Below are 20,019 nucleotides of genomic sequence, written 5' to 3' on the forward strand. Positions count from 1 at the left end.
CCTCGGCGGGCCGCGCAGCCGGCGCGGCCCGCCGCCTCCCCTCTCCACCGCTCCCACCGGCATCGACAGGAACCCCCACATGATCAGATTCACGGTCAAGAGGCTCGTCTCGGGCGTGATCCTCCTGGTCGCCGTCTCCGTCGGCACCTTCTTCCTCGCCCACCTCGCGATCGGCGATCCCACCGCCGGACTGCTCGGCAGCGCCGCCACACCGGCCCAGCAGGCCGCCCTCGCGGCCAAGATCGGCACGGACCGGCCGCTCCTGGTGCAGTTCTGGGACTGGGCGAGCCATCTCGCCGTCGGCGACTTCGGCACCTCGTGGCGCAACTTCCAGCCGGTCGGCGCACAGATCGCCCTCAAGCTGCCGGTGACCCTCTCGGTCGTCACGGCCGCCACCCTGCTCTCGGCCCTGTTCGGGGCCCTGTTCGGCATCGCTGCCGGCCTGCGCCCGGGCAGCATCCTCGACAAGGTCGTCAAGGCGGCCTCGGTCGTCCTGTTCGCGCTCCCCGGCTTCTGGGTGAGCCTCGTCCTCGTGATCTGGTTCGCCGTCAACCTCAAGTGGTTCCCGGCCGTGGGCTACGTGCAGCCGGCGGTGAGCGTGGAGGGCTGGCTGCGATCGATCACCCTGCCGGCCATCGCCCTCTCGCTCGGCGCCATCGTCATGATCGCCGAGCAGCTGCGCAACGCCATCATCGCCGCCAACGGCCAGGACTACGTGCGCACCCTGCGCAGCCGCGGGCTCTCCCAGCCGCGCGTGGTCGTGCACCTGGTGCGCAACGCGGCGCCGGCCTCCCTCACGGTGCTCGCCCTCATGTTCGTCGGTCTGCTCGGCGGCGCGATCGTGGTCGAGCAGATCTTCTCCCTGCCGGGGATCGGCGCCCTCACCTCGGGCTCCTCCCAGAACGGCGACATCCCCATCCTGCTCGGCATCACCGTCATCACGGTCATCTTCGTCGTGATCGTGAACTTCCTCCTCGACGTGGCGCTCGGCTGGATCAACCCGAAGGCGCGTGTGCAATGACGGCGACCGACGTTCTCCTCGACCCGCAGCAGTCCGCGACGGCGGCGGGGACCCCGCGCCGCGGCTCCACCGTCGTCCGGCTGCTGAAGCGGCCGGCGGGCGCGGTCTCGGCCGCCATCCTGCTGCTCGTGCTGCTGGTGGCCGTGCTCGCCCCGCTGCTGGCCCCGCACGACCCGAACTTCGTCGATCTGGCGATCACGAAGGCCCCGCCCAGCGCGGCGCACCCGCTCGGCGGCGACAGCGCCGGCCGGGATGTGCTCAGCCGCCTGATCTGGGGCACCCAGTCCACGCTCTGGGGTGCGTTCGTGACGATCTTCGTCGCCGTGGTGATCGGCGTGCCCGCCGGTCTCGCCGCCGGCTACTTCGGCCGCTCCTTCGACCGCATCGCCACCTGGGTGAGCGACGCCCTGCAGGCCGTGCCCGCCATGATCATGCTGCTGATCGTCGCCGCGGGCACCCGCAACGACTTCACGGTGCTGATGGCCACGCTCGGCGTGTTCATGGCGCCCGGCTACTTCCGTCTCACCCGCTCGACCGTGCTGGCCGTGCGCAACGAGCCGTACGTCGACGCCGCCCGCGTCTCGGGACTGGGCGATGCGCGCATCCTGTCGCGGCACATCGTCAAAGCGGTCTACGCGCCGGTCATCATCCAGACCGCCCTCACGGCCGGCCTGGCGATGGGCATGCAGGCGGGCCTGCAGTTCCTCGGCATCGGCGGGGCCCGCACCCCGGGCTGGGGCGCCATGATGAACGAGGGCTTCCGCACCATGCTCACCAGCCCGCTCCTGCTGCTGTGGCCGTCGCTCGCCCTCGGGATCACCATCGCGGCGCTCGCGGTGCTCGGCTCGACGCTCGCCGACGTGGTGACCGTGAGGACGCCGGTGGCGCGACGCCGTCGCCGGGCGCGGGCCTCCGTGTCCGGCTCGGCCTCTGCGTCGGCGGAACCCGCGGCGGTGACCGCCTCGACCGGCTCGGTCGCCCACCGGTCGCGGGACTCGGCGGTGCAGATCTCCAACCTGCACGTGAGCTACGCGACGCCGGACGGCGGCGAGGTGGAGGTCGTGCACGGCATCACCCTCGACGTCGCCCCGGGCGAGGTGCTGGGCATCGTGGGCGAGTCGGGTTCCGGCAAGTCGCAGACGGTCTTCAGCATCCTGGACCTGCTGCCCGCCGGCGGCGAGTGCACCGCCGACGCGATCTGGATCGGCGGACGCGACGTGACCCGGCTCGGCCACCGCGAGCGGCAGCACCTGCTCGGGCACGAGGTCGGTTACATCCCGCAGGAGCCGATGTCGAACCTCGACCCCTCGTTCACCGTCGGGCACCAGCTCATCGAGCCGCTGCGCGCCGTGCACAAGCTGTCCCGGTCCGCAGCGCGGGCGCGAGCGCTGGAGATGCTCGAGAAGGTCGGCATCGTCGACCCGCCCCGGGTGATGAAGTCCTACCCGCATCAGCTCTCCGGCGGCATGGCCCAGCGGGTGCTGATCGCCGGCGCGATCGCGGGCAAGCCGTCGGTGCTGGTCGCCGACGAGCCGACGACCGCGCTCGACGTGACGGTGCAGGCCGAGGTGCTGGAGCTGCTGCGCGAGCTGCAGCAGGAGTACCGGATGGCCTTGGTCATCGTCACGCACAACTTCGGTGTCGTCGCCGACATCTGCGACCGCGTCGTGGTGATGCGCGACGGCGCGATCGTCGAGATCGGGGCGGTGGACCGCATCTTCGCCCGACCGACCAGCGACTACACCCGCGAGCTCATCGCGGCCTCGCTCGACGGCGCCGAGAGCCGCGCCCAGCTCGACGCCGCCGCCCTCGACGCCCCCGACGCCCCCGACACGCGAAAGGCGGTGCTGGCATGACCGCCGCATCCTCCACCCCACCCGTCGGCGACGCGGCTTCCGGCGGCGTCGCGCCCCTGCTCCGCGCGTCGGACGTGGTCGTCGACTACGGTCAGCGCCGCGGGTCCTTCCGTGCGCTGAAGGAGGTCTCGATCGACGTGGGCGCCGGCGAGTGCGTCGGGCTGGTCGGCGAGTCCGGCTCCGGGAAGTCGACGCTGGGCAAGGCGATCCTCGGCCTCGTCCCCGTCACGAGCGGGACGATCACGTTCGACGGGCGCGACATCACCCACCTCGCGGGTGCGAAGCGCCGGGCGCTGGCATCGAGCATCCAGGTGGTGTTCCAGGATCCGTACGGCTCGCTCAACCCGGGGATGACGATCGGCGAGATCCTCGCCGAGCCGCTCACCACCGCGGGTGCGGGCCGGCGCGCGGCACGGGCGACGGTGCAGGAGATGCTCGACCGGGTCAAGCTGCCCGTGGCGGTGGTGGACCGGTACCCCAAGGAGTTCTCCGGCGGCCAGCGCCAGCGGATCGCCATCGCCCGTGCGCTCGTGCGCAAGCCGCGGCTGATCGTCTGCGACGAGCCCGTCAGCGCCCTCGACCTGACCACCCAGGCGACCATCATCGACCTGTTCATCGAATTGCAGCGCGACACCGGGGTCTCGTACCTGTTCGTCTCGCACGACCTCGGGGTGGTGCGCCGGATCTGTCATCGCGTCGCCGTGATGTACCACGGTGAGATCGTGGAGACCGGCGACGGCGAGCAGATCACGCGCGACCCGCAGCACCCCTACTCCCGCCGCCTCCTGACGGCCTCGCCGATCGCGGACCCGGCCAAGCAGGCCGAGCGCCGGGCGGCCTGGCTGCAGCTGCGGGAGCCGGCGGCGTGACGGCGGCCGACGGGACAGCGGCGGACGGGACGGCGGCGGACTGGACGGGAGCGCGCAGCGGGGGACTGCCCTCCCGCGGGTACGAGGGGTTCGGCGGCGTCGCGACCGAGGTCGCCAGCTCGTCCGTGCCCGCGTGGCCCGCACGCCGGCGTGCGCGGGAGGGAGCGCCGAACGTCGTCGTCGTGCTCCTCGACGACCTGGGGTTCAGCGACCTCTCCCCGTTCGGCAGTGAGATCCGCACTCCGGCCGTCCAGCGGCTGGCGGAGACGGGCTACCGGTTCACCAACTACCACTCGACGCCGGTCTGCTCGCCCGCCCGCGCGGCTCTGCTGACCGGGCGCAACCCGCACCGGGCAGGGTTCGCCTCCGTCGTGCACGCCGACCCCGGCTTCCCGGGCTATGTGATGGAGATCGCCGACGACGTGCCCACCATCGCGCAGACCTTCCGCGAGTCGGGTTACGCCACGTTCATGGTCGGCAAGTGGCATCTCACGACGGAGTCGAAGATGCACGACGGCGCCGACAAGTCGTCCTGGCCGCTGCAGCGCGGCTTCGACCGCTACTACGGATCGATGGACGGCTTCACCACGCTCTTCCACCCGCACCGGCTGGTCAGCGACAACAGCCCGGTCGTGGTCGACGACGTGCCGGACGACTACTACCTGACCGATGATCTGACCGATCGCGCGATCGAGATGGTGCGCTCCCTGCGCGCCGGGGACGAGGAGAGACCCTTCTTCCTCTACGTCGCCCACCACGCCGTCCACGGCCCGCTGCAGGCCAAGGCGGAGGACATCGCCGCCTACCGAGGAGCCTACGAAGCCGGCTGGGACCACGTGCGCTCCGCGCGGTTCGCCCGCCAGGTGCGCGACGGCCTCTTCCCGCCCGGGACGGAGGCGGCCCCGGGCGATCTGCCCTGGGACGAGCTGACCGACGACCAGCGGGACCTCTTCGCCCGTTACATGGAGGTCTACGCCGCGGCCGTCGACAACGTGGACCAGAACCTCGCCCGGCTGCTGGACGCCCTGGAGGAGCTCGGCGAACGCGACGACACGATCGTCGTGGTCGCCTCCGACAACGGCGGCACCGGCGAAGGGGGACCGGAGGGGACCCGGAGCTACTTCAGCCAGTTCGTGCAGCTCGCCGGGCTGCCGGCCGACTGGGAGCGCGACGTGGAGCGCGACCGGGAGCTGATCGGCGGTCCACGTCTGCACGCCCACTACCCGGCGGGATGGGCGCGCGTCTCCAACACCCCGTTCCGGCTCTACAAGGGCGCGACCTACGAAGGCGGGATCCGCGTGCCGCTCGTCGTCTCCTGGCCCCGCGGTCTGCCGCGCACGGCGGACGACGACGGCATTCGGTCGCAGTACGCCTACGTGACCGATCTCGGCCAGACGCTGCTGTCGTTGGCGGGGGTCCCGCTCAGCCCCGACGCCGACGGCCGCCCGTTCGACACCGTGCTGCGCGATCGCGGCGCGACGGCGGCGAGGGAGGAGCAGTACTCCGAGTTCGCGGGCAACCGTGCGTTCTCCCGGGGGCGGTGGAAGATCGTGACCGACCACCGCTGGTCCGACCCGTACACCGACGCCGAGTGGCGCCTCTACGACACCGACGCCGATCCGACCGAGCTGGCCGACCTCGCCGCCGCCCACCCGGATGTCGTCGCGGAGCTGGCCGACGAGTGGCGACGGGCCGCGTGGTGGAACACGGTATTCCCGTTGAACGACGACGGCTCGCTCTTCACCCACCGGCCGTCGACCGAGCTGGAGCTCGAGCGTCCCGTCACCCTGTACCCGGGCACTCCGACCCTGGAACGGTTCCGGTCGGGCAAGCTCACCCGGCTGCGGAGCTTCGACATCGTCGTGCGCGCGGACCTCGGCAGCGGGTCCGGCGTCCTCGTCGCCCACGGCGATCAAGGCGGCGGATACACGGTGTCGGTGCGCGATCGCATGCTCGAACTGGCATACAACGAGTACGGCCGGATGCATCGTGCCTCCGCACCGCTCGGGGCACTGCTGGAGGCGGGCGAGACGGAGGTCGTCGTCCGGTTCGTCGCGGAGCCCGGGCTGCGCTGGCGGATCAGCGCCGACGCGGGCGACACCCCGCTCGCGAGCCTGCCGTCCGTGCTCCAACTGGTCGGTATGGCGCCGTTCACCGGTATCAGCGTCGGGCTGGATCGGGGCGGTCCGGTGGACTGGGACCGGCACGAGCGCCTCGGCTCCGACCGTTTCGACGGGCAGCTGCGCTGGGTGCGCTACGTGCCGGGCGCGAAGGCCCCCGAGAACCCGGAGATCATCGTTCCGATCGAGCGGGCGGTGGCGCGCATCTACGAGTGAACCGGTCGGCGCCGCGGGGCGGCTAGGCTGTGCCCGGAGCCCTCTCCGCCGTCGCGCCCTTCTCGCTGGGCCGCCCGTTCGACGGCTCCCGCATCACGTCACCAGACATCAGCCCGACCCGAAGGATCCCCGTGCGCCGACGCCGCCTCCTCCCCGCCACCCTGTCCGTCCTCGGAGCCGCCGCGACGGCCGCACTGCTGACCGTCGCGCCGACCGCCGCGGTCGGGGTGCCCGGCCCGGTCTGCCTCACGGACTGCAGCGTCTTCTTCGACACGCCGTCGTCGGGCGCGATGACGTTCCCCGTCGGGATCTCCTCCCTGACCGCGACGGTGAACGGCGGCGCCGGGGCGCAGGTCGCGGCCGCGATCAGCCCCGACCCGGCCGGTGCGGGCGGCACCGGGGGCAGCGCGACCATCGACCTGGGCCCGTCGTATGCAGGCAAGACGGTGCAGTACAGGGTCGGCGGCGTCGGAGGCGGCAGCTCGATCGCCGCGGACGGCAGCACGCTGGCCATCGCCGGCGGGGGCGGCGGTGCGGGCTACGCCGGCCTGCTCACGCTGCCCGACCAGGTGTTCGCCTCCTACCCGGGCGGCGCCGGCGGCGCACCCGCCACGACCGGTGTCACGCCCGGCGGCTCCGGTACGGCGTTCGGTCCGCTTCCGGCCAACGGCATCGGCGGCAGCACCGTCGGCGGTGCGGGCGGAACGGGTGTCGCTCCCGGGACGGCGGGCCAGTCGCCCGCGGGCGGTCTCCCCGTCTCCGGCGGCGTCGGCAGCACGATCACGATCGGCGCCTTCGACCGCACCGGGGGATCCGGTGGCGGCGGCTACGCAGGCGGCGGCGCGGGCGGCATCATGCGCAACGTCTCCAACGGCGACCTGGACATCGACGTCGTCGCTCCCGGCGGCGGCGGCTCAGGCTACCTCGCGCCGGGCCTGACCGCGTCCGCGAACCCCGGGAACCCGGGTATCGCCGAGGTGACCTTCACCTGGTCGTTCTCGCCCGTCGCGACGACCACCGCGTCCGCGGCCGCCGTGCACCCCGGTGCCACCGTCCCGGTGTCGGTCACGGGCCTGCCCGTCGGTCTCGCCTTCACCGCGACCTTCGACGGCACGACCGTCTTCTCCGGCAGCACCGACGCCGCCGGGGCCGCGACGTTCTCCTTCGTTCTGGCGAACAGCCAGCGCGCCGGCTCCTTCCCGGTGCAGATCGTCGTCGACGGCGCCGCCGTCGCGGGCACCGCGGCGGTGACGGTCGCGCCGGTCGTGGCACCCGCCGCCGACCCGGCCGTCCCCGCGGCCGAACTGGCCGCGACCGGATCCAGCGTCCCGTGGATCATCGTCGGCGTGGCCGTCGTGCTGCTCGCGGGCGGGGCGGTGCTGCTGGTGCTGCGCGCGCGCCGCGGTCGCTCCGCGCGGTAGGGGCGGGGAGCCCCGCGGGTCAGCGTCCCAGCGCCAGCAGGGGCCGGGCCGCGGAGAAGGCGCAGACGCCGGCGATCGTCGCGGCGATCGCGATGGTGAGGGCCATGCTCAGGGCGGACGTGCCGCCGAGCGCGGCGAACGGGCCGACGATCGGACCGACGGTGAAGGTGACGGTGCCGAGCACGGCGGCCGCCGTCCCCGCGCGCATCCCGTGCCCGCTGAGGGCGAGGGCCGTGCCGTTCGGGCCACCGACGCCGGCGGCGAAGAGGAAGCAGGCGAGAGCGGTCAGCACGCCCGCGACGCCCCAGCCGAGCAGCACGCCGGCCAGCAGCAGGAGGGCGGCCGCCACGGTGGCGAGCTGGCCGACGAGGTACATCCGCGCGGGCCCGAGGTGTCGGACCAGCACGCGGCTGAGCTGCGCGCCCGCCAGGTTGGCCAGGGCGTTGAGCGCGAAGAACAGGCTGAACTGCTGCGGGCTCAGGCCGAACCCGTCCTGCAGCACGAAGCTCGACATCGAGAGGTACCCGAAGAACGCGGCCCCGCCGGCGGCCGCCGCCACGACGATGACGAGGAAGAGACCGTCGCGCGAGAGCGCGCGGAAGTCGGCAGCGGTCCGGCGCAGTCCGCCTCCGTGCCGGAGCCCCGGCGGCAGCGTCTCGCGGAGCCCGGTCAGCGCGAGCAGGAACAGCGCGGCGCCGATCCCGGCGAGCACGCCGAAGATCCCGCGCCAGTCGAGCGCGAGAGCGAGCGCACCGCCGATCACGGGCGCGATGATCGGGGTCGAGGCGCTGACCAGCGCGAGCAGGGACAGCATCCGCGACAGCTCCACGCCGCTGTACATGTCGCGCGCGACCGCCATCGTGATCACCAGCCCGGCCGATCCGGCCAGCCCCTGGAGCAGCCGTGCGAGGAGCAGCACCTGGATGGTGGGGGCGAGTGCGCACACCAACGACAGGATCGCGAACAGGGCGACGCCGACCAGCAGCGGGCGGCGCCTCCCGAACCGGTCCGAGAGCGGGCCGGCCACGAGCTGGCCGACGCCCAGGCCGACCATGCACACCGACATCGTCGCCTGCGCCAGCGCGTCGCTCGTGCCGAGACTGCCGGCGAGCTGGGGGAGCTGGGGGAGGTAGAGGTCCATCGAGAGCGGGCCGAACGCCTCCAGCACCCCGAGCACCAGGATGCTGCGTCGCACGCTCATCACCGGCGCAGCGGTCGCGGCACCCGCCCCGATCCCCGGCAGGCCCCTCCCGCTCACGACAGCCGCAGAACGCGCCGCACCCAGCTGTCCCGGGCGTCGAGCGCGGCGCGGGAGACGATCGCATCCGGCGAGAAGCCGGAGAAGCCGTGATAGGCGCCGGACCACACGTGCAGCTCGGCCTCGCCGCCCGTCGCCCAGATGCGGCTCGCGTAGTCGATCGACTCGTCGCGGAACACCTCGGCGGCGCCGACCTCGACATACGCCGGCGGCAGCCCGGAGAGATCGGCGGCGCGGGCCGGTGCGGCGTACGGCGAGACCCGGTCGGTGAAGCGGTCGGCACCGAGGATGGCGTCCCACGCGGTGTCGTTGTTGGTGCGGTCCCACGCGCCGATGCCGTCGTACTGACGGCTCGACGGAGTGCGGTTGCGATCGTCGAGCATCGGGCAGTTGAGCAGCTGCCCGACCAGGCGCGGTCCGCGGCGGTCCCGCGCCATCAGCGCGACGGCGGCGGAGAGGCCCCCGCCCGCGCTGGCACCGGAGACGAGGATTCGTTCCGGGTCGACGCCGAGCTCGTCGGCGTTCTCCGCCAGCCACAGCAGAGCGGCGTAGCAGTCTTCGCCGGCGGCGGTCCCGGGGTGCTCCGGCGACAGCCGGTACTCGACCGCCACGCCCACGACCCCGTGCCGGACCGCCAGGTCGATCAGCTCGCCGGTGCCGAAGAAGCGCGTGCCGAGCACCTGGCCGCCGCCGTGGATGCCGAGCACGCCGGGCGCACCCGCGGCGACGCCGACGGGGCGGATGACGGTGACGGTCACGGCGGGAGCACCGGGAGGTCCGGGGATGTCCCGGTCCTCCCAGGTGACCGGGACCCCGGCCACCTGCTGCTCGATCGGCGGGATGATCGTGGCGAAATGCGCCCGGTTCGCCAGGATGGTGTCCGCACGCAGCGGGATGCGCTCGACCAGGTCGAGGAAGGCCGCCAGCCCGGGCTCGAGCGCCGGGTCGTAGGGGACGGGCGGCGGCGCGAGGTCCATCAGATCCCCAGCACCCGGCGCAACCACGAGAAGCGCGCATCGAGCGCCGCCCTGGTCAGCTCGCTCGTCGGGGCGTACATGTCGAAGCCGTGGAAACCTCCCGACCACACGTGCAGCTCGGCGGAGCCGCCGACGGCCCAGATGCGGGAGGCGTACTCGACGTCCTCGTCGCGGAACGGCTCGGCCGCGCCCACCTCGATGTACGCGTGCGGGAGGCAGGAGAGATCGGTCGAGCGCGAGGGGGCCGCGTAGGCCGGGGCGTCGGCGCTGAACGCCAGCTCCTCGCCGAGCACGCACTCCCAGGCGAGCAGGTTCGTCTCCCGCGTCCAGGTGCCGAGGCCGGCGTACTGCCGGCTCGACACCGTGGTGTTGGTGTTGTCGATCATCGGGCACAGCAGCAGCTGTCCGGCGAGGGCGGGGCCGCCGCGGTCGCGCGCGAGCAGCGACACGGCGGCCGCGAACCCGCCGCCCGCGCTGCCGCCCATCACGACGATCCTGTCGGGGTCGGCGCCGAGCTCGTGGGCGTGGGCGGCGAGCCAGACCAGCCCGGCGTAGCAGTCCTCCACACCGGCCGGGTACGGGTCCTCCGGGGCGAGCCGGTACTCGACGTTGACGGCGATCACGCCGAGCTCGTCGACGAGCTGCACGAGACGGCCGGTCTCCCAGCTGCGGTGACCGACGATCATCCCGCCGCCGTGGATGTTGTAGAGCACCGGCAGGGCGGGCTTCGTGGCGTCGTGGCCGCGCGGCGTCAGCACCGTGACCTCGAGGTCGGGCGCGCAGGCCGGACCCGGGATGACGCGGTCGTGGGAGTCGATCGGCAGGTCGCCGATGACCTCGGCGGCGCTCGGGAACATCGTCGCCGCTCCGTCGCGGGTCTGCGGGATGCTCTCGCGGGAGAGCGCAGGCTGCGGGTCGGCGGCCATCGCGTCGAGCACGGGGGCGATGTCGGGGTCGAACGGGACGGGGATCATCGGTGGCTCCTCGGTCGTGGGGTCGTGGGGTGGTGGGGTGTGCGGTGTGACGGGGATCGGTGAGCGAGCTCACGGACCTTCGGGATCGACCGCGTCCCGGTCGGCCCAGAAGGGTGCAACGCGCTCCCGGATGGTCTCCGCTCCGAGCCGGTCGAGCAGTGCGACGGCCTCGAGATTGGAGCGCACCTGCTCCAGCCGGCTCGCTCCGAACAGCGTGGTGGCCGTGGCCGGGTGGGTGAGCGTGAACGCGACGGCGAGCTGGGCGGGGGTGGTGCCGAGCTCGTCCGCCAGGGCGGCGAAGGCGGGAACGTCGGCGACGATGCGCTCCCGCACCGCGCCCGGGTCGCGGCCGACCTCCCGGCCCGGCGTGACGTTGCCGGCGAGGATGCCGCCCTCCATCACGTCGGAGGCCTGCATCGAGAGGCCCTGCTCCCACAGTCGCGCGAACGGGGCGCCGTCGGGGATGGAGCGGCGCGCGACGCTGTACTTGAGCTGGGCGACCTGCGGCCCGGCGACGCCCTCGGCGGCCGCGATGTCGATGAGCGACTGGATGTTCACCGCCGACCAGTTGTTGACGCCCCAGGCGCGGATCAGTCCGGCGTCGGTCAGGGCGGCGAGGTCGAGCACGAGGTCGCGCAGTTCGAGGTCGTCGCGGCGCAGGTCGCCGAGCACGACGAGGTCGGCGTGCTCGGCGCCGACGCGGAAGAGGGCGTGCTCGAGCTGCGGCCGGAATCCGTCCGCTCCGAAGCCCTCGAGCCAGAGCTTCTCCGACAGCAGGTAGCCCTCGCGGGGGATGCCGGCCGCGCGCACGATCGCCGAGAACAGCACGTCCGTGAAGACCGGGGGCTGCATGCCGCGGAAGCCGTAGACGCCGACGTCGAAGAGGTTCACGCCGTGCTCGACGGCGAAGGCGACCATCTCGACGGCGTCGGCGAAGTCCATCCGGTCGTAGGTGTGCCACGACCCGAGCGAGAGCACGCTCGCCTCCAGGCCGGAGGTGCCGATGGGACGGGTGGGGATGCGGGAGGTCACGCTGCTGCTCCTTCTGCGCTCAGCCGAGGCGCGGGTCGATGACGGCTTTGATCTCGCCGAGGGCGGCCATGGTCTGGATGCGCTGTGACGCCTCGGCGAGGCCGACGGGTGCGCTGAACAGGTCGTCCCACGGCATCCGGTCGGCGAAGACGCGGAAGAAGTCGATCGCGCGCGCGTAGTCGCCGATGTCGCCGTTCAGGGAGCCGACGACCGTGAGCTCCTTGCCCATGATGGTGCTGAGGGCGACGGGGTCGCCGACCGGGCCCGTCGATCCCACGACGACGAAGGTGCCGCGGGCGGCGGCCATCGCGACGGCCTCCGGGCCGACGCTGCGCGCCCCGGCGAAATCGAGTACGAGGTCGGCGCCGGCGCCGTCCGTGAGCGCGAGGACGCGTTCGACGGTCGCGTCCGATCCGCCGGCGATGTCGACGACCTCGTCTGCCCCGAACCGCCGCGCCGCCGCGAGCCGGTCGGCCGGTGCGCCCACGGTGATGACCTGGCCCGCGCCCGAGAGCTTCGCGACGGCCGTCGCGAAGATGCCGAGCGCTCCCGACCCCTGCACGACCACACGCGAGCCGGGGCGCACGCCGCCGGCCCGGGAGAAGGCGCGCAGCACGGTCTTCGCGGCGCATCCCGCCATCGACGCCCAGGTGTCCTTCACCTCCGCGGGAAGCAGCAGCTTGGCGGCGCCCGGCACCACGTAGGCGTGGTCGGCGAGCCCGGCCGTGGCGAACGGCGGCACGTCGGAGCGCTGCAGGAAGCCGTATCCGCGGCGGGAGCAGTGCACCGGCTCGCGCAGCACGGTGCAGCCGAAGCACTCCCCGCAGGTGGACTCGGACCAGCCGATCCGGTCGCCCACCGCGATCGCGCGGCCGAGCGCATCCCGCGTTCCGTCGCCGACCGCGACGACCTCGCCGACCATTTCGTGGCCGAGCACGAGCGGCAGCATTCCGGGGAAGGTCATCGCGCCCGACCAGATCTCGATGTCGGTGCCGCAGAGCGTGGCGCACGAGATGCGGACGAGGGCCGCGCCGGGCTCGATCGTCTCGGGGAGGGGGAGGGTCTGCAGTGCGAGCGGCTCGCCGTGCGCGGTGAGGACGGCGGCGCGGGTGGTGCGCGGGACAGTCAGGGGGATCGTCATCGATTGCTCCGGATCTCGACGCGCGGATGCCGTCGGTGTGGGTTATTCTACATACGTTGACCAAAATGGGAACAGACATCCGTCCGCTTCCCGATCGTCTCGAGGAGGAGCCGTGCACTCAGCAGCCACCCCCGATCGCAGCGCGGACCTCGTCCTGCGCGGCGGCGTCGTCCACACCCTCGATGCCGACGGCTCGACCGGCCAGGCCATCGCGGTGCGGCACGGCCGGGTGCTCCGCGTGGGCAGCGACGCCGAAATCGCGGAGACGATCGTGCGCGGAACCCGCGTGATCGACCTCGACGGCCGCGCCGTGATCCCGGGCATCAACGACTCCCACCTGCACGCCGCCTGGCTCGGCGCGCTGTGGCCGCACACGGTCTTCGGGTCGCCCGGCGCCGTGGGCGTGGGCGTGGGCGGGGACGGGGCCGACGCGGGCGGTGCCGGTGGCGTGCCCGACGGCGCGGCGCCGCTCACCGCGGACCCCGCCGCAGACCCGCACGACACCTCCGGCGCCGCGCCCCTGCTGACCACCCGCGAGCAGCGCCGCGCGGCCATCCTGCGCGCCGGCCGCCTCCTGGCCTCCCTCGGCATCACCAGCTACACCGAACCCGGGCTGGGCCCCGGGGAGGACGGCGGTGCGACGGGATGTTTCGGACAGGACGTCTTCGAGGCCTACGCCGAGCTGGAGGCCGAACGTGCGCTGACCGTCCGGGTCACCGTCCTGGGCCTCTTCGGTGTGCTCGACGGCCCGAGCAGCCTGCACGATGTGCTCGCCGGCCTGCCCGCGCTCCGCCAGGAGACGGCGCGGCCCAGCCGGCTGCGTGTCGCCGGCATCAAGATCTTCGCCGACGGCATCCCGCCGATGCACCAGGCCTGGACCCATCGCCGCTACCCGGACGGCACGCAGGGCGGCCTCCTCGTGGAGGGGGCGGACCCCGAGGAGCGGGCCGCAGCGCTCCGCCGGATGATCCGGGAGGCGAACCGCCTCGGGCTCCAGGTCGGCGTGCACGCGACCGGCGACCGCACGATCGACACCGTCGTCGAGGCCGTCGAGGAGGCCCTCGCGCAGACCCGCACCGACCTCGGCCACTACGTCATCCACGGCGACCTCGTCGGCGCCGACGCGCTCGCCCGGATGGCGCGACTCGGCATGGGGCTGAACGTGCAGCCGGGGATCGCCGCGCACACCGCCTCCTGGGTCGCCGCCGTGCTCGGCGACGAGGTCGCGGCCTCGGCGTGGCCCATCCGTGCGGCGTGGGAGGCCGGGGTGCCCGTCTCGCTCAGCTCGGATGCGCCCATCCTGGCTCCCGATTGGCGGCAGGGCATGGCCGACGCCGACGCCTGGATCGGCGCGCCGGCGCCCGGGGGTGAGCGTGACCGGATGCTCGCCCTGCTGCACGCGTACACCACGGTCCCGGCTCGGCAGGACGGCGCCGCGGCCTGGAAGGGGTCGCTCGAACCGCTCAAGGCGGCCGACCTCTGCGTGCTGGAGGCGGATCCGCTGACGCTCGCGCCGACGGAGCTGCCGGCGGTCGGCGTGGATCTCACCGTCGTCGACGGCGATGTGGTCTTCGAGCGGGTGCCGGCACCGTCGGTGTGAGGGCGGGCCGCGGTGGAGCGGGCGGCGGACGGCCGCATGCCGCACCGGCCGGTCGCCCGGCGCGAGCGGCGCGACCGGCGCGACCGGCGCGACCGGAACGGTGCGGCTCGGCTCAGACGAGCAGCTGCCCGCCGTCCACCGCGAGACTCACGCCGGTGATGTGGGCCGCCTCGGGTCCGGCCAGGAACACCACCGCCGGGGCGATGTCGTCCACCTCGGCCAGGCGGGCGAGCGGGATGCGCGCCGCCCAGGCCGCGCGCTCCGGCGAGCCCTCGGGCATCCCGAGCTGAAGCATCGGGGTCAGCACGGGTCCGGGGGCCACCGCGTTCACCCGGATGCCCGCGCCGGCGAGCTCGATCGCGGCCCAGCGCGTCAGCGAGTCCACTGCGGCCTTGCTCGACTCGTACGCGCCCATCCCCGGAGTGGGCTGGCGGCCGCCGATCGAGGAGATGTTGACGATCGCGCCGCGGGTGCCGCTCGCGGTCATCTGGCGCGCGACGGCCTGCGTGACCGTGAAGGTGCCGAGGATGTTCACGCGGACGATGAGGTCGTAGTCGGCGACGGCGAGCTCGGTCAGCCGGCCGTGCACCGACAGGATGCCCGCGTTGTTGACCAGCACGTCGATCGGGCCGTGGTCGGCCGCGACCTGCTCCACCAGGGCGGCGACCGCCTGCGGGTCGGTGATGTCGGCGGCGACGGCGGCGATGCCGAGCTCGCTCGCGGCGGCGGCGACGGCGTCGGCATCCACATCGACGAGCACGACCCGGTCGCCGAGCTCGGCGAAGGCCCGGCCGATTCCGCGGCCGATGCCGCCGGCGCCGCCGGTGACGACGACGGTGCGTGCGGGGGAGGGGAGTGCGGACGGGGATGCGGTCATGGGTCGGGCCTCTCTGCTCGTCGGCCGCGACGTCGCGGCGCGTGGTTATATTATACGAGTGTAGAAAAACCGCCATCGACCGCTCGACGCAAGGAGGCCTCGTGCCCGAGACCGGAACCATCCCCACCCGACAGCTCGGCCCCCACGGGCCGGAGGTGCCCGTGTTCTCCCTGGGGTCCTGGAACACCTGGGACCGCATGGAGCCGGACGACGCGGTCGCACTCATCCGCCGTGCCCGCGACGTCGGCGCCGCCTTCTTCGACGTCGCCCACTACAACATGGGTCCGCACGCCGAGAACGCCCGCACCGACCTGCTGTTCGGCGAGGCCGTGCGCGCGGCGGGTCTGGCGCGCGAGGACTATCTGCTCTGCGGCAAGCTCTGGCTCTGGGAGTACCCGCAGACCTCCTTCGCCGACCAGCTCGCCGTCTCCCTCGACCGCATCGGCGTCGACCGGGCGGACCTGGTCGTCGTCGGGGACTACGTCGGTGCGGTGGATGTGCGGCGCATCGTCCGCGACGTCGCCGCCGAGATCGCGAAGGGCCGGTTCGCGCACTGGGGCGTCAACAACTGGCTGATCGGCGACGTGCGCCTGGCTCTCGACATCGCGGAGGAGGAGGGGCTCACGCCGCCGACGTTCGCGCAGCTCAAGTATGGGCTCGTCCGCCGGTCGATGGCCGAGGGGGAGCCCTACGGCGCCCTCTTCGCGCAGGGGCGGCTGGCGCTGCAGGCCTCCGACGTGTTCGAGGGCGGCATCCTGGCCGGGAAGCTCGCCCCCGCCCGGAAGATCGGCGCGGACGTGGGCGGCATCCGGGAGCGGATCGTCGCCGCCTATCCCGAGGTCGAGCGCGTCGCGGCGTCGCTGGAGGCCACGCCCACGCAGCTCGGGCTCGCCTTCGCGCTCGCGCATCCGGCCGCTGCCAACGTGCTCTTCGGTGTCAGCCGCCTCGAGCAGCTCGAGGACAACCTCGGTGCGCTCGCCCTGCTCGACCGCGTGGGTGCCGAGGAGCTCCGCGCCCGCACCGCGCACCTCTGGCTCGACCGCGCCGTCGCCCCCGACGGCACCTGGGCCCCCTGACGCCCCGCCCCTCCCACCGTGTGCCCGCAGATTTGGACCGAATGTGGGGAATGGCGCCGCCATACCCCACATTCGGTCCAAATCTGCGGCGCGGAGGTGGGAGGGGGAGAGATGGTCAGGCGAGGAAGGTGAGGGCGGCGGCGCGGAACTCGGAGGAGGCCAGGGCGCCGAGGTGGTCGCCGGGCACGCGGACGAGACGCGCGTCGGGGACGATCGCGGTCAGTCCCTCCAGTCCCTGCGTCATCGCGTCGTCGGCACCGGCGACGAACAGGGTGGGGACGTCGGGGCGGGTGGCGGCCGGGTCCTCGGGGGCGAAGGGCTGCGACCCCAGCCCGGCGATGAGGGCCAGCAGGGAGTCGGTGTCCCGGCCGGGTCCGGAGACCATCCCGGCCATCATCCCCGCGAAGGGATCGGCGGGAGGCTCGCCGTCGACGGCGCGCGCGACGGCGACCACGTCGACGCCGGCGAACGGCTCGAACGGGCTCAGGCCGCCGAGCACGAGCCGGCGCACGCGTCCGGTCGCGGCGGGCAGCTCCCACGCCAGCCGTGCACCGAGGGAGTAGCCGATCACGTCGACGCGCTCGGCGCCGAGGGCGTCGACGGTGGAGGCGAGCGCGGCGACCACCGCGTCGGTCGTCGCTGCGGTGCCGGCGATCGCGGGGGAGTCCCCGTGCCCCGGGAGGTCGATCAGATAGGCGTCGCGCCCGGCGTCCGCGAGCAGCTCGGCCCACGCGCCGAAGTCCGCGCGGGCCGACGATGCGAAGCCGTGCAGGAGCAGCACGGGCGGCAGCGGCGCCGGCTGTCGGACGGCGGTCAGGCGGTGCACCGCGAGCGCGGAGCGGGGGGTGGGAACGGGCATCGTCGACCTCCGGGGTGAATTGTTTTTCTATGATAGTAGAAAATAAACGTCTCCATCGGTAGAGTCATCCCGATCCCGCCGCGCGGCGGGCACCCGGAGACATCCCTCCCCGAGAGAAAGAGCGTGAAAGTGACAACGACCCGTCCCGTGACGCCCGAGGCCATCGTCGACATCGCGATCGGCTTCATGGGCGCGAAGCAGCTCTTCGCCGCCAGCCGGGTCGGCCTGTTCGCCGCCCTCGCCGACGGGCCGCTCGACGCCGACGCCCTCGCCGCCGCCACCGGCGTCCCCGCCCGCCAGGCGCGCATCCTGGCCGACAGCATGGCCGCCCAGGGGCTGCTGACCCGCACCGACGGCCGCTACGATCTGGAGCCCGACGCCCGCGCCTTCCTCACCGGCGCGAGCGCGGAGCTCGACCTCGCGCCGTTCCTCGCGTTCCTCGGCAGCACGAGCTACACGCAGTGGCTGGGCTACGACTCCACGGTCGACACGGATGCGCCGGGCGTGCTGGAGCTGGACGAGTCCGGCTGGGGCGACTTCCTCGCGGGCGTGATGCGCTACAACGAGCTGCACGCCGCGATGCTCGGCGACGCGTTCGATTTCACGCCGTACCGCTCGGCGCTCGACCTCGGCGGACTGAGCCCGGCGTTCGCGGTGGAGGGGCTGAAGGCGAACCCCGACCTGCAGGTGCGCTTCGTCTTCGACCCGGCCTCCGTCGACGGGGTGCGGGAGGCGGTGGAGGCCGCCGGCTACGGCGACCGCAGCACGGTCGAGGGCGCGGACACCGCGACCGCCCAGCCGGGAGGGGAGCACGACCTGGTGCTCGTCAACCACGTCATCCACCGCTTCGACGACGCCCAGAACCGGGCCATCTTCGCCAACGCCCGCGCGGCCGCGGCGGACGGCGCCACCCTGGTCGTGCTCGACTTCTTCCTCGACGACGACCCGCAGCAGCGCAAGATCGACGCCTTGCACGCCGGTGAGTACTACAACATCGACGGCACGCTGGTGTACCCGGAGGCGACCGTTCGCGAGTGGCTCACCGCGTCCGGCTGGCGGCCCGAGCGCACCGTCGCGCTGCCCGGCAGCCCGCGCATCCTGCTCGCGACCGCCGTCTGAGCTCGGCTAGCGTGAGGGCATGGCCGCCCTCGAGAGCATCCGTCCGGATGTGCACCTGCTGCGCGTCCCGATGCCCGGCGGCGGCCTGCCCTTCTCGCTCTGCTACCTGCTCGAGGATGCGGCCGGCGGCGTCCACCTGATCGATCCGGGCTCGCCGGGGCCGCGCGCCGTGGCCGTCATCGAGGACGCGCTGCGCGACATCGGCAGGCGGCTCGACGACGTCGTGTCGATCCTGGGCACGCATCTGCACTCCGATCACATCGGCGCGGCCGGGGCGATCCGGGAGGCGACCGGAGCCCGCCTGCTCCTGCACGCGCGCGAGCGCGACGCCCTCGCCGGGGACGGGCACGCAGGACGCCCGAGCGCCGCGACGCTCGACGCCGCGACGCTCGACGCCGCGACCCTCGACAGCTGGGGCGTTCCCGCCGACCGCCGCCCCGAGTTGCTCGCGCTCCCCGTGCTCCCCGCGCTGCCCGTGCTCCCCGCGTCCGGAGCGGCCGCGCCGGACGCGGTGCTGTCGGACGGCCGGCTGCTCGACCTCCCGGGCCGTCGAGTCCGCGCGCTCTGGACGCCCGGGCACACCGCCGGCCACCTCTGCTTCGACGACGAGGACCACGGCCTCCTGTTCACCGGGGACCACGTGCTGCCGACGGTGAACCCGGGACTCGGTCTCGGTGGCCCCGCCGATGACCCGATCGGCGACTACCTGCGTTCTCTGCGCCGCGTCGCCGCGCTCGACCCGGTGGCGCTGCCCGGCCACGAGGCGCCGTTCCCTGCTTTGCGCGAACGCTGCGCCGCCCTCGCCGAGCACCACCTGCGCCGGGCGCGGGAGGTCCGGGATGCGCTCCAGGCGCGACCACAGGCGACCCCCTGGGAGCTCGCCCAGGGGATGACGTGGACGGGAGGCTGGGACGGCCTCGCCGGATTCACCCGGGCATCGGCGCTCGCGCAGACGGTGATGCACCGCGCGTTCGTGGAGTCCGGAGCGCCTATCGCGTGGTGAGCCGTGCGAAGAACGCTTCGATCTGCGCCTCCAGCAGTGCCGGCGTGGACAGATCCGGCGCGATCAGGCTCATGATGTTCGCGCCGGCGTTGATGAGCACGATCTCGTCGACGAGCTGCTCGTCCGGGGTCGCGGTGACGATGTCGCCGTCGGCCCGGCCCTGCGCGATGTAGGAGGCGAGGCCGGCGCGCCAGGAGACCAGGTGGTCGCGGTACGCCTGGTGCAGCTCCTCATTCGACAGCGCGCGCTCCCAGAAGCTGAGCAGGACGCGTCCGGCGGTGATCGCCTCCGGGGTGGTCGGCGCCGAGGCCTCGACGATCGCGCGCAGCGCTTCGAGGCCCGTCTTGTCGCCGACGGCCTGCTGCACGCCGCCGCTCATCATGCCGAGGGCGCGCTCGTAGGTGCCCTGGATGATCTCGTCCTTGCCCGGGAAATAGTGCTTGAGGGCGCCGTTGGCGAAGCCCGCCTCGCCGGCGATCTCGCGCATCGTCGCCGCCTCCAGACCGCCTTTGACGATCAGGCCCCAGGTCACGTCGATGATGTCGGAGCGTCGCTGGTCGTGGTCGATCACCTTGGGCATGGTCCTCCACTCGTCGTTCG

The 20,019-nt window shown here is 73.3% G+C and carries 17 protein-coding genes; 9 read left to right on the forward strand and 8 right to left on the reverse strand.

Annotation, left to right across the window (positions count from 1 at the left end; all coding sequences use genetic code 11):
* Positions 1 to 79 precede the first annotated feature (79 nt).
* The 5 genes from U870_RS0108455 to U870_RS23090 all read left to right on the forward strand — a co-directional run bounded on the left by U870_RS0108455 (position 80) and on the right by U870_RS23090 (position 7,503).
* On the forward strand, positions 80 to 1,021 hold the full coding sequence (locus tag U870_RS0108455; protein WP_025156965.1) for an ABC transporter permease: 942 nt from the start codon (positions 80 to 82) through the stop codon (positions 1,019 to 1,021).
* Positions 1,018 to 2,877: a dipeptide/oligopeptide/nickel ABC transporter permease/ATP-binding protein gene (locus U870_RS0108460; RefSeq protein ID WP_025156966.1), complete on the forward strand. Its 1,860-nt coding sequence runs from the start codon at positions 1,018 to 1,020 to the stop codon at positions 2,875 to 2,877. Before U870_RS0108455 ends, U870_RS0108460 begins: the two co-directional genes overlap by 4 nt.
* The gene (locus U870_RS0108465; RefSeq protein WP_025156967.1) at positions 2,874 to 3,746 is read left to right on the forward strand and encodes an ATP-binding cassette domain-containing protein; all 873 of its coding nucleotides are present in this window, start codon (positions 2,874 to 2,876) and stop codon (positions 3,744 to 3,746) included. Before U870_RS0108460 ends, U870_RS0108465 begins: the two co-directional genes overlap by 4 nt.
* A complete protein-coding gene (locus U870_RS0108470) occupies positions 3,743 to 6,082 on the forward strand; it encodes an arylsulfatase (RefSeq protein ID WP_025156968.1) in 2,340 nt (779 codons plus the stop codon). The genes U870_RS0108465 and U870_RS0108470 overlap by 4 nt, the downstream gene beginning before the upstream one ends.
* A 131-nt stretch (positions 6,083 to 6,213) precedes the next feature.
* The gene (locus U870_RS23090; RefSeq protein WP_162819116.1) at positions 6,214 to 7,503 is read left to right on the forward strand and encodes a hypothetical protein; all 1,290 of its coding nucleotides are present in this window, start codon (positions 6,214 to 6,216) and stop codon (positions 7,501 to 7,503) included.
* A gap of 19 nt (positions 7,504 to 7,522) precedes the next feature.
* On the opposite strand, the gene U870_RS0108480 is transcribed toward U870_RS23090, so the two are convergent.
* From U870_RS0108480 to U870_RS0108500, 5 genes are all read right to left on the reverse strand, one after another.
* Positions 7,523 to 8,761 (reverse strand): multidrug effflux MFS transporter, encoded by a 1,239-nt coding sequence (locus tag U870_RS0108480; protein WP_240183663.1) that lies wholly within the window; start codon positions 8,759 to 8,761, stop codon positions 7,523 to 7,525.
* Entirely contained in the window at positions 8,758 to 9,738 is a 981-nt protein-coding gene (locus U870_RS0108485) for an alpha/beta hydrolase (protein ID WP_025156971.1), read from the reverse strand. The genes U870_RS0108480 and U870_RS0108485 overlap by 4 nt, the downstream gene beginning before the upstream one ends.
* Entirely contained in the window at positions 9,738 to 10,712 is a 975-nt protein-coding gene (locus U870_RS0108490; RefSeq protein WP_025156972.1) for an alpha/beta hydrolase, read from the reverse strand. The genes U870_RS0108485 and U870_RS0108490 overlap by 1 nt, the downstream gene beginning before the upstream one ends.
* Before the next feature lie 69 nt (positions 10,713 to 10,781).
* Positions 10,782 to 11,744: an aldo/keto reductase gene (locus U870_RS0108495; protein ID WP_025156973.1), complete on the reverse strand. Its 963-nt coding sequence runs from the start codon at positions 11,742 to 11,744 to the stop codon at positions 10,782 to 10,784.
* A gap of 19 nt (positions 11,745 to 11,763) precedes the next feature.
* Complete coding sequence (locus U870_RS0108500; RefSeq protein ID WP_043709828.1) at positions 11,764 to 12,885, reverse strand: zinc-binding dehydrogenase; 1,122 nt, start codon at positions 12,883 to 12,885, stop codon at positions 11,764 to 11,766.
* 112 nt (positions 12,886 to 12,997) lie between these two features.
* Between U870_RS0108500 and U870_RS0108505 the strand changes: the two genes are divergently transcribed.
* Entirely contained in the window at positions 12,998 to 14,485 is a 1,488-nt protein-coding gene (locus U870_RS0108505; RefSeq protein WP_025156975.1) for an amidohydrolase, read from the forward strand.
* Positions 14,486 to 14,597: 112 nt separating this feature from the next.
* Here U870_RS0108505 and U870_RS0108510 read toward each other — a convergent pair whose 3' ends face one another.
* Positions 14,598 to 15,362 (reverse strand): SDR family NAD(P)-dependent oxidoreductase, encoded by a 765-nt coding sequence (locus tag U870_RS0108510; RefSeq protein ID WP_025156976.1) that lies wholly within the window; start codon positions 15,360 to 15,362, stop codon positions 14,598 to 14,600.
* A 101-nt stretch (positions 15,363 to 15,463) separates the two neighbouring features.
* Here U870_RS0108510 and U870_RS0108515 point away from each other — a divergent pair, with 101 nt between their 5' ends.
* Positions 15,464 to 16,438, forward strand: coding sequence for an aldo/keto reductase (locus tag U870_RS0108515; protein WP_025156977.1), 975 nt, complete (start codon positions 15,464 to 15,466; stop codon positions 16,436 to 16,438).
* Positions 16,439 to 16,553: 115 nt separating this feature from the next.
* Here U870_RS0108515 and U870_RS0108520 read toward each other — a convergent pair whose 3' ends face one another.
* Positions 16,554 to 17,297, reverse strand: coding sequence for an alpha/beta fold hydrolase (locus U870_RS0108520; RefSeq protein WP_029947400.1), 744 nt, complete (start codon positions 17,295 to 17,297; stop codon positions 16,554 to 16,556).
* 129 nt (positions 17,298 to 17,426) lie between these two features.
* Here U870_RS0108520 and U870_RS0108525 point away from each other — a divergent pair, with 129 nt between their 5' ends.
* Positions 17,427 to 18,416 carry a methyltransferase family protein gene (locus U870_RS0108525; protein WP_029947401.1) on the forward strand — a complete coding sequence of 330 codons (990 nt, stop codon included), beginning with the start codon at positions 17,427 to 17,429 and terminating at the stop codon, positions 18,414 to 18,416.
* Positions 18,417 to 18,435: 19 nt separating this feature from the next.
* Positions 18,436 to 19,419, forward strand: a complete 984-nt coding sequence (locus U870_RS0108530) for an MBL fold metallo-hydrolase (RefSeq protein ID WP_025156980.1) — start codon at positions 18,436 to 18,438, stop codon at positions 19,417 to 19,419.
* Here the strand turns inward: U870_RS0108530 and U870_RS0108535 are convergent.
* Positions 19,406 to 19,999, reverse strand: a complete 594-nt coding sequence (locus tag U870_RS0108535) for a TetR/AcrR family transcriptional regulator (RefSeq protein WP_025156981.1) — start codon at positions 19,997 to 19,999, stop codon at positions 19,406 to 19,408. The two genes, U870_RS0108530 and U870_RS0108535, sit on opposite strands and share 14 nt — an antisense overlap.
* Positions 20,000 to 20,019: the final 20 nt, after the last annotated feature.

This window comes from Leifsonia aquatica H1aii, from assembly GCF_000633535.1.
Lineage (GTDB): Bacteria > Actinomycetota > Actinomycetes > Actinomycetales > Microbacteriaceae > Leifsonia > Leifsonia aquatica_A.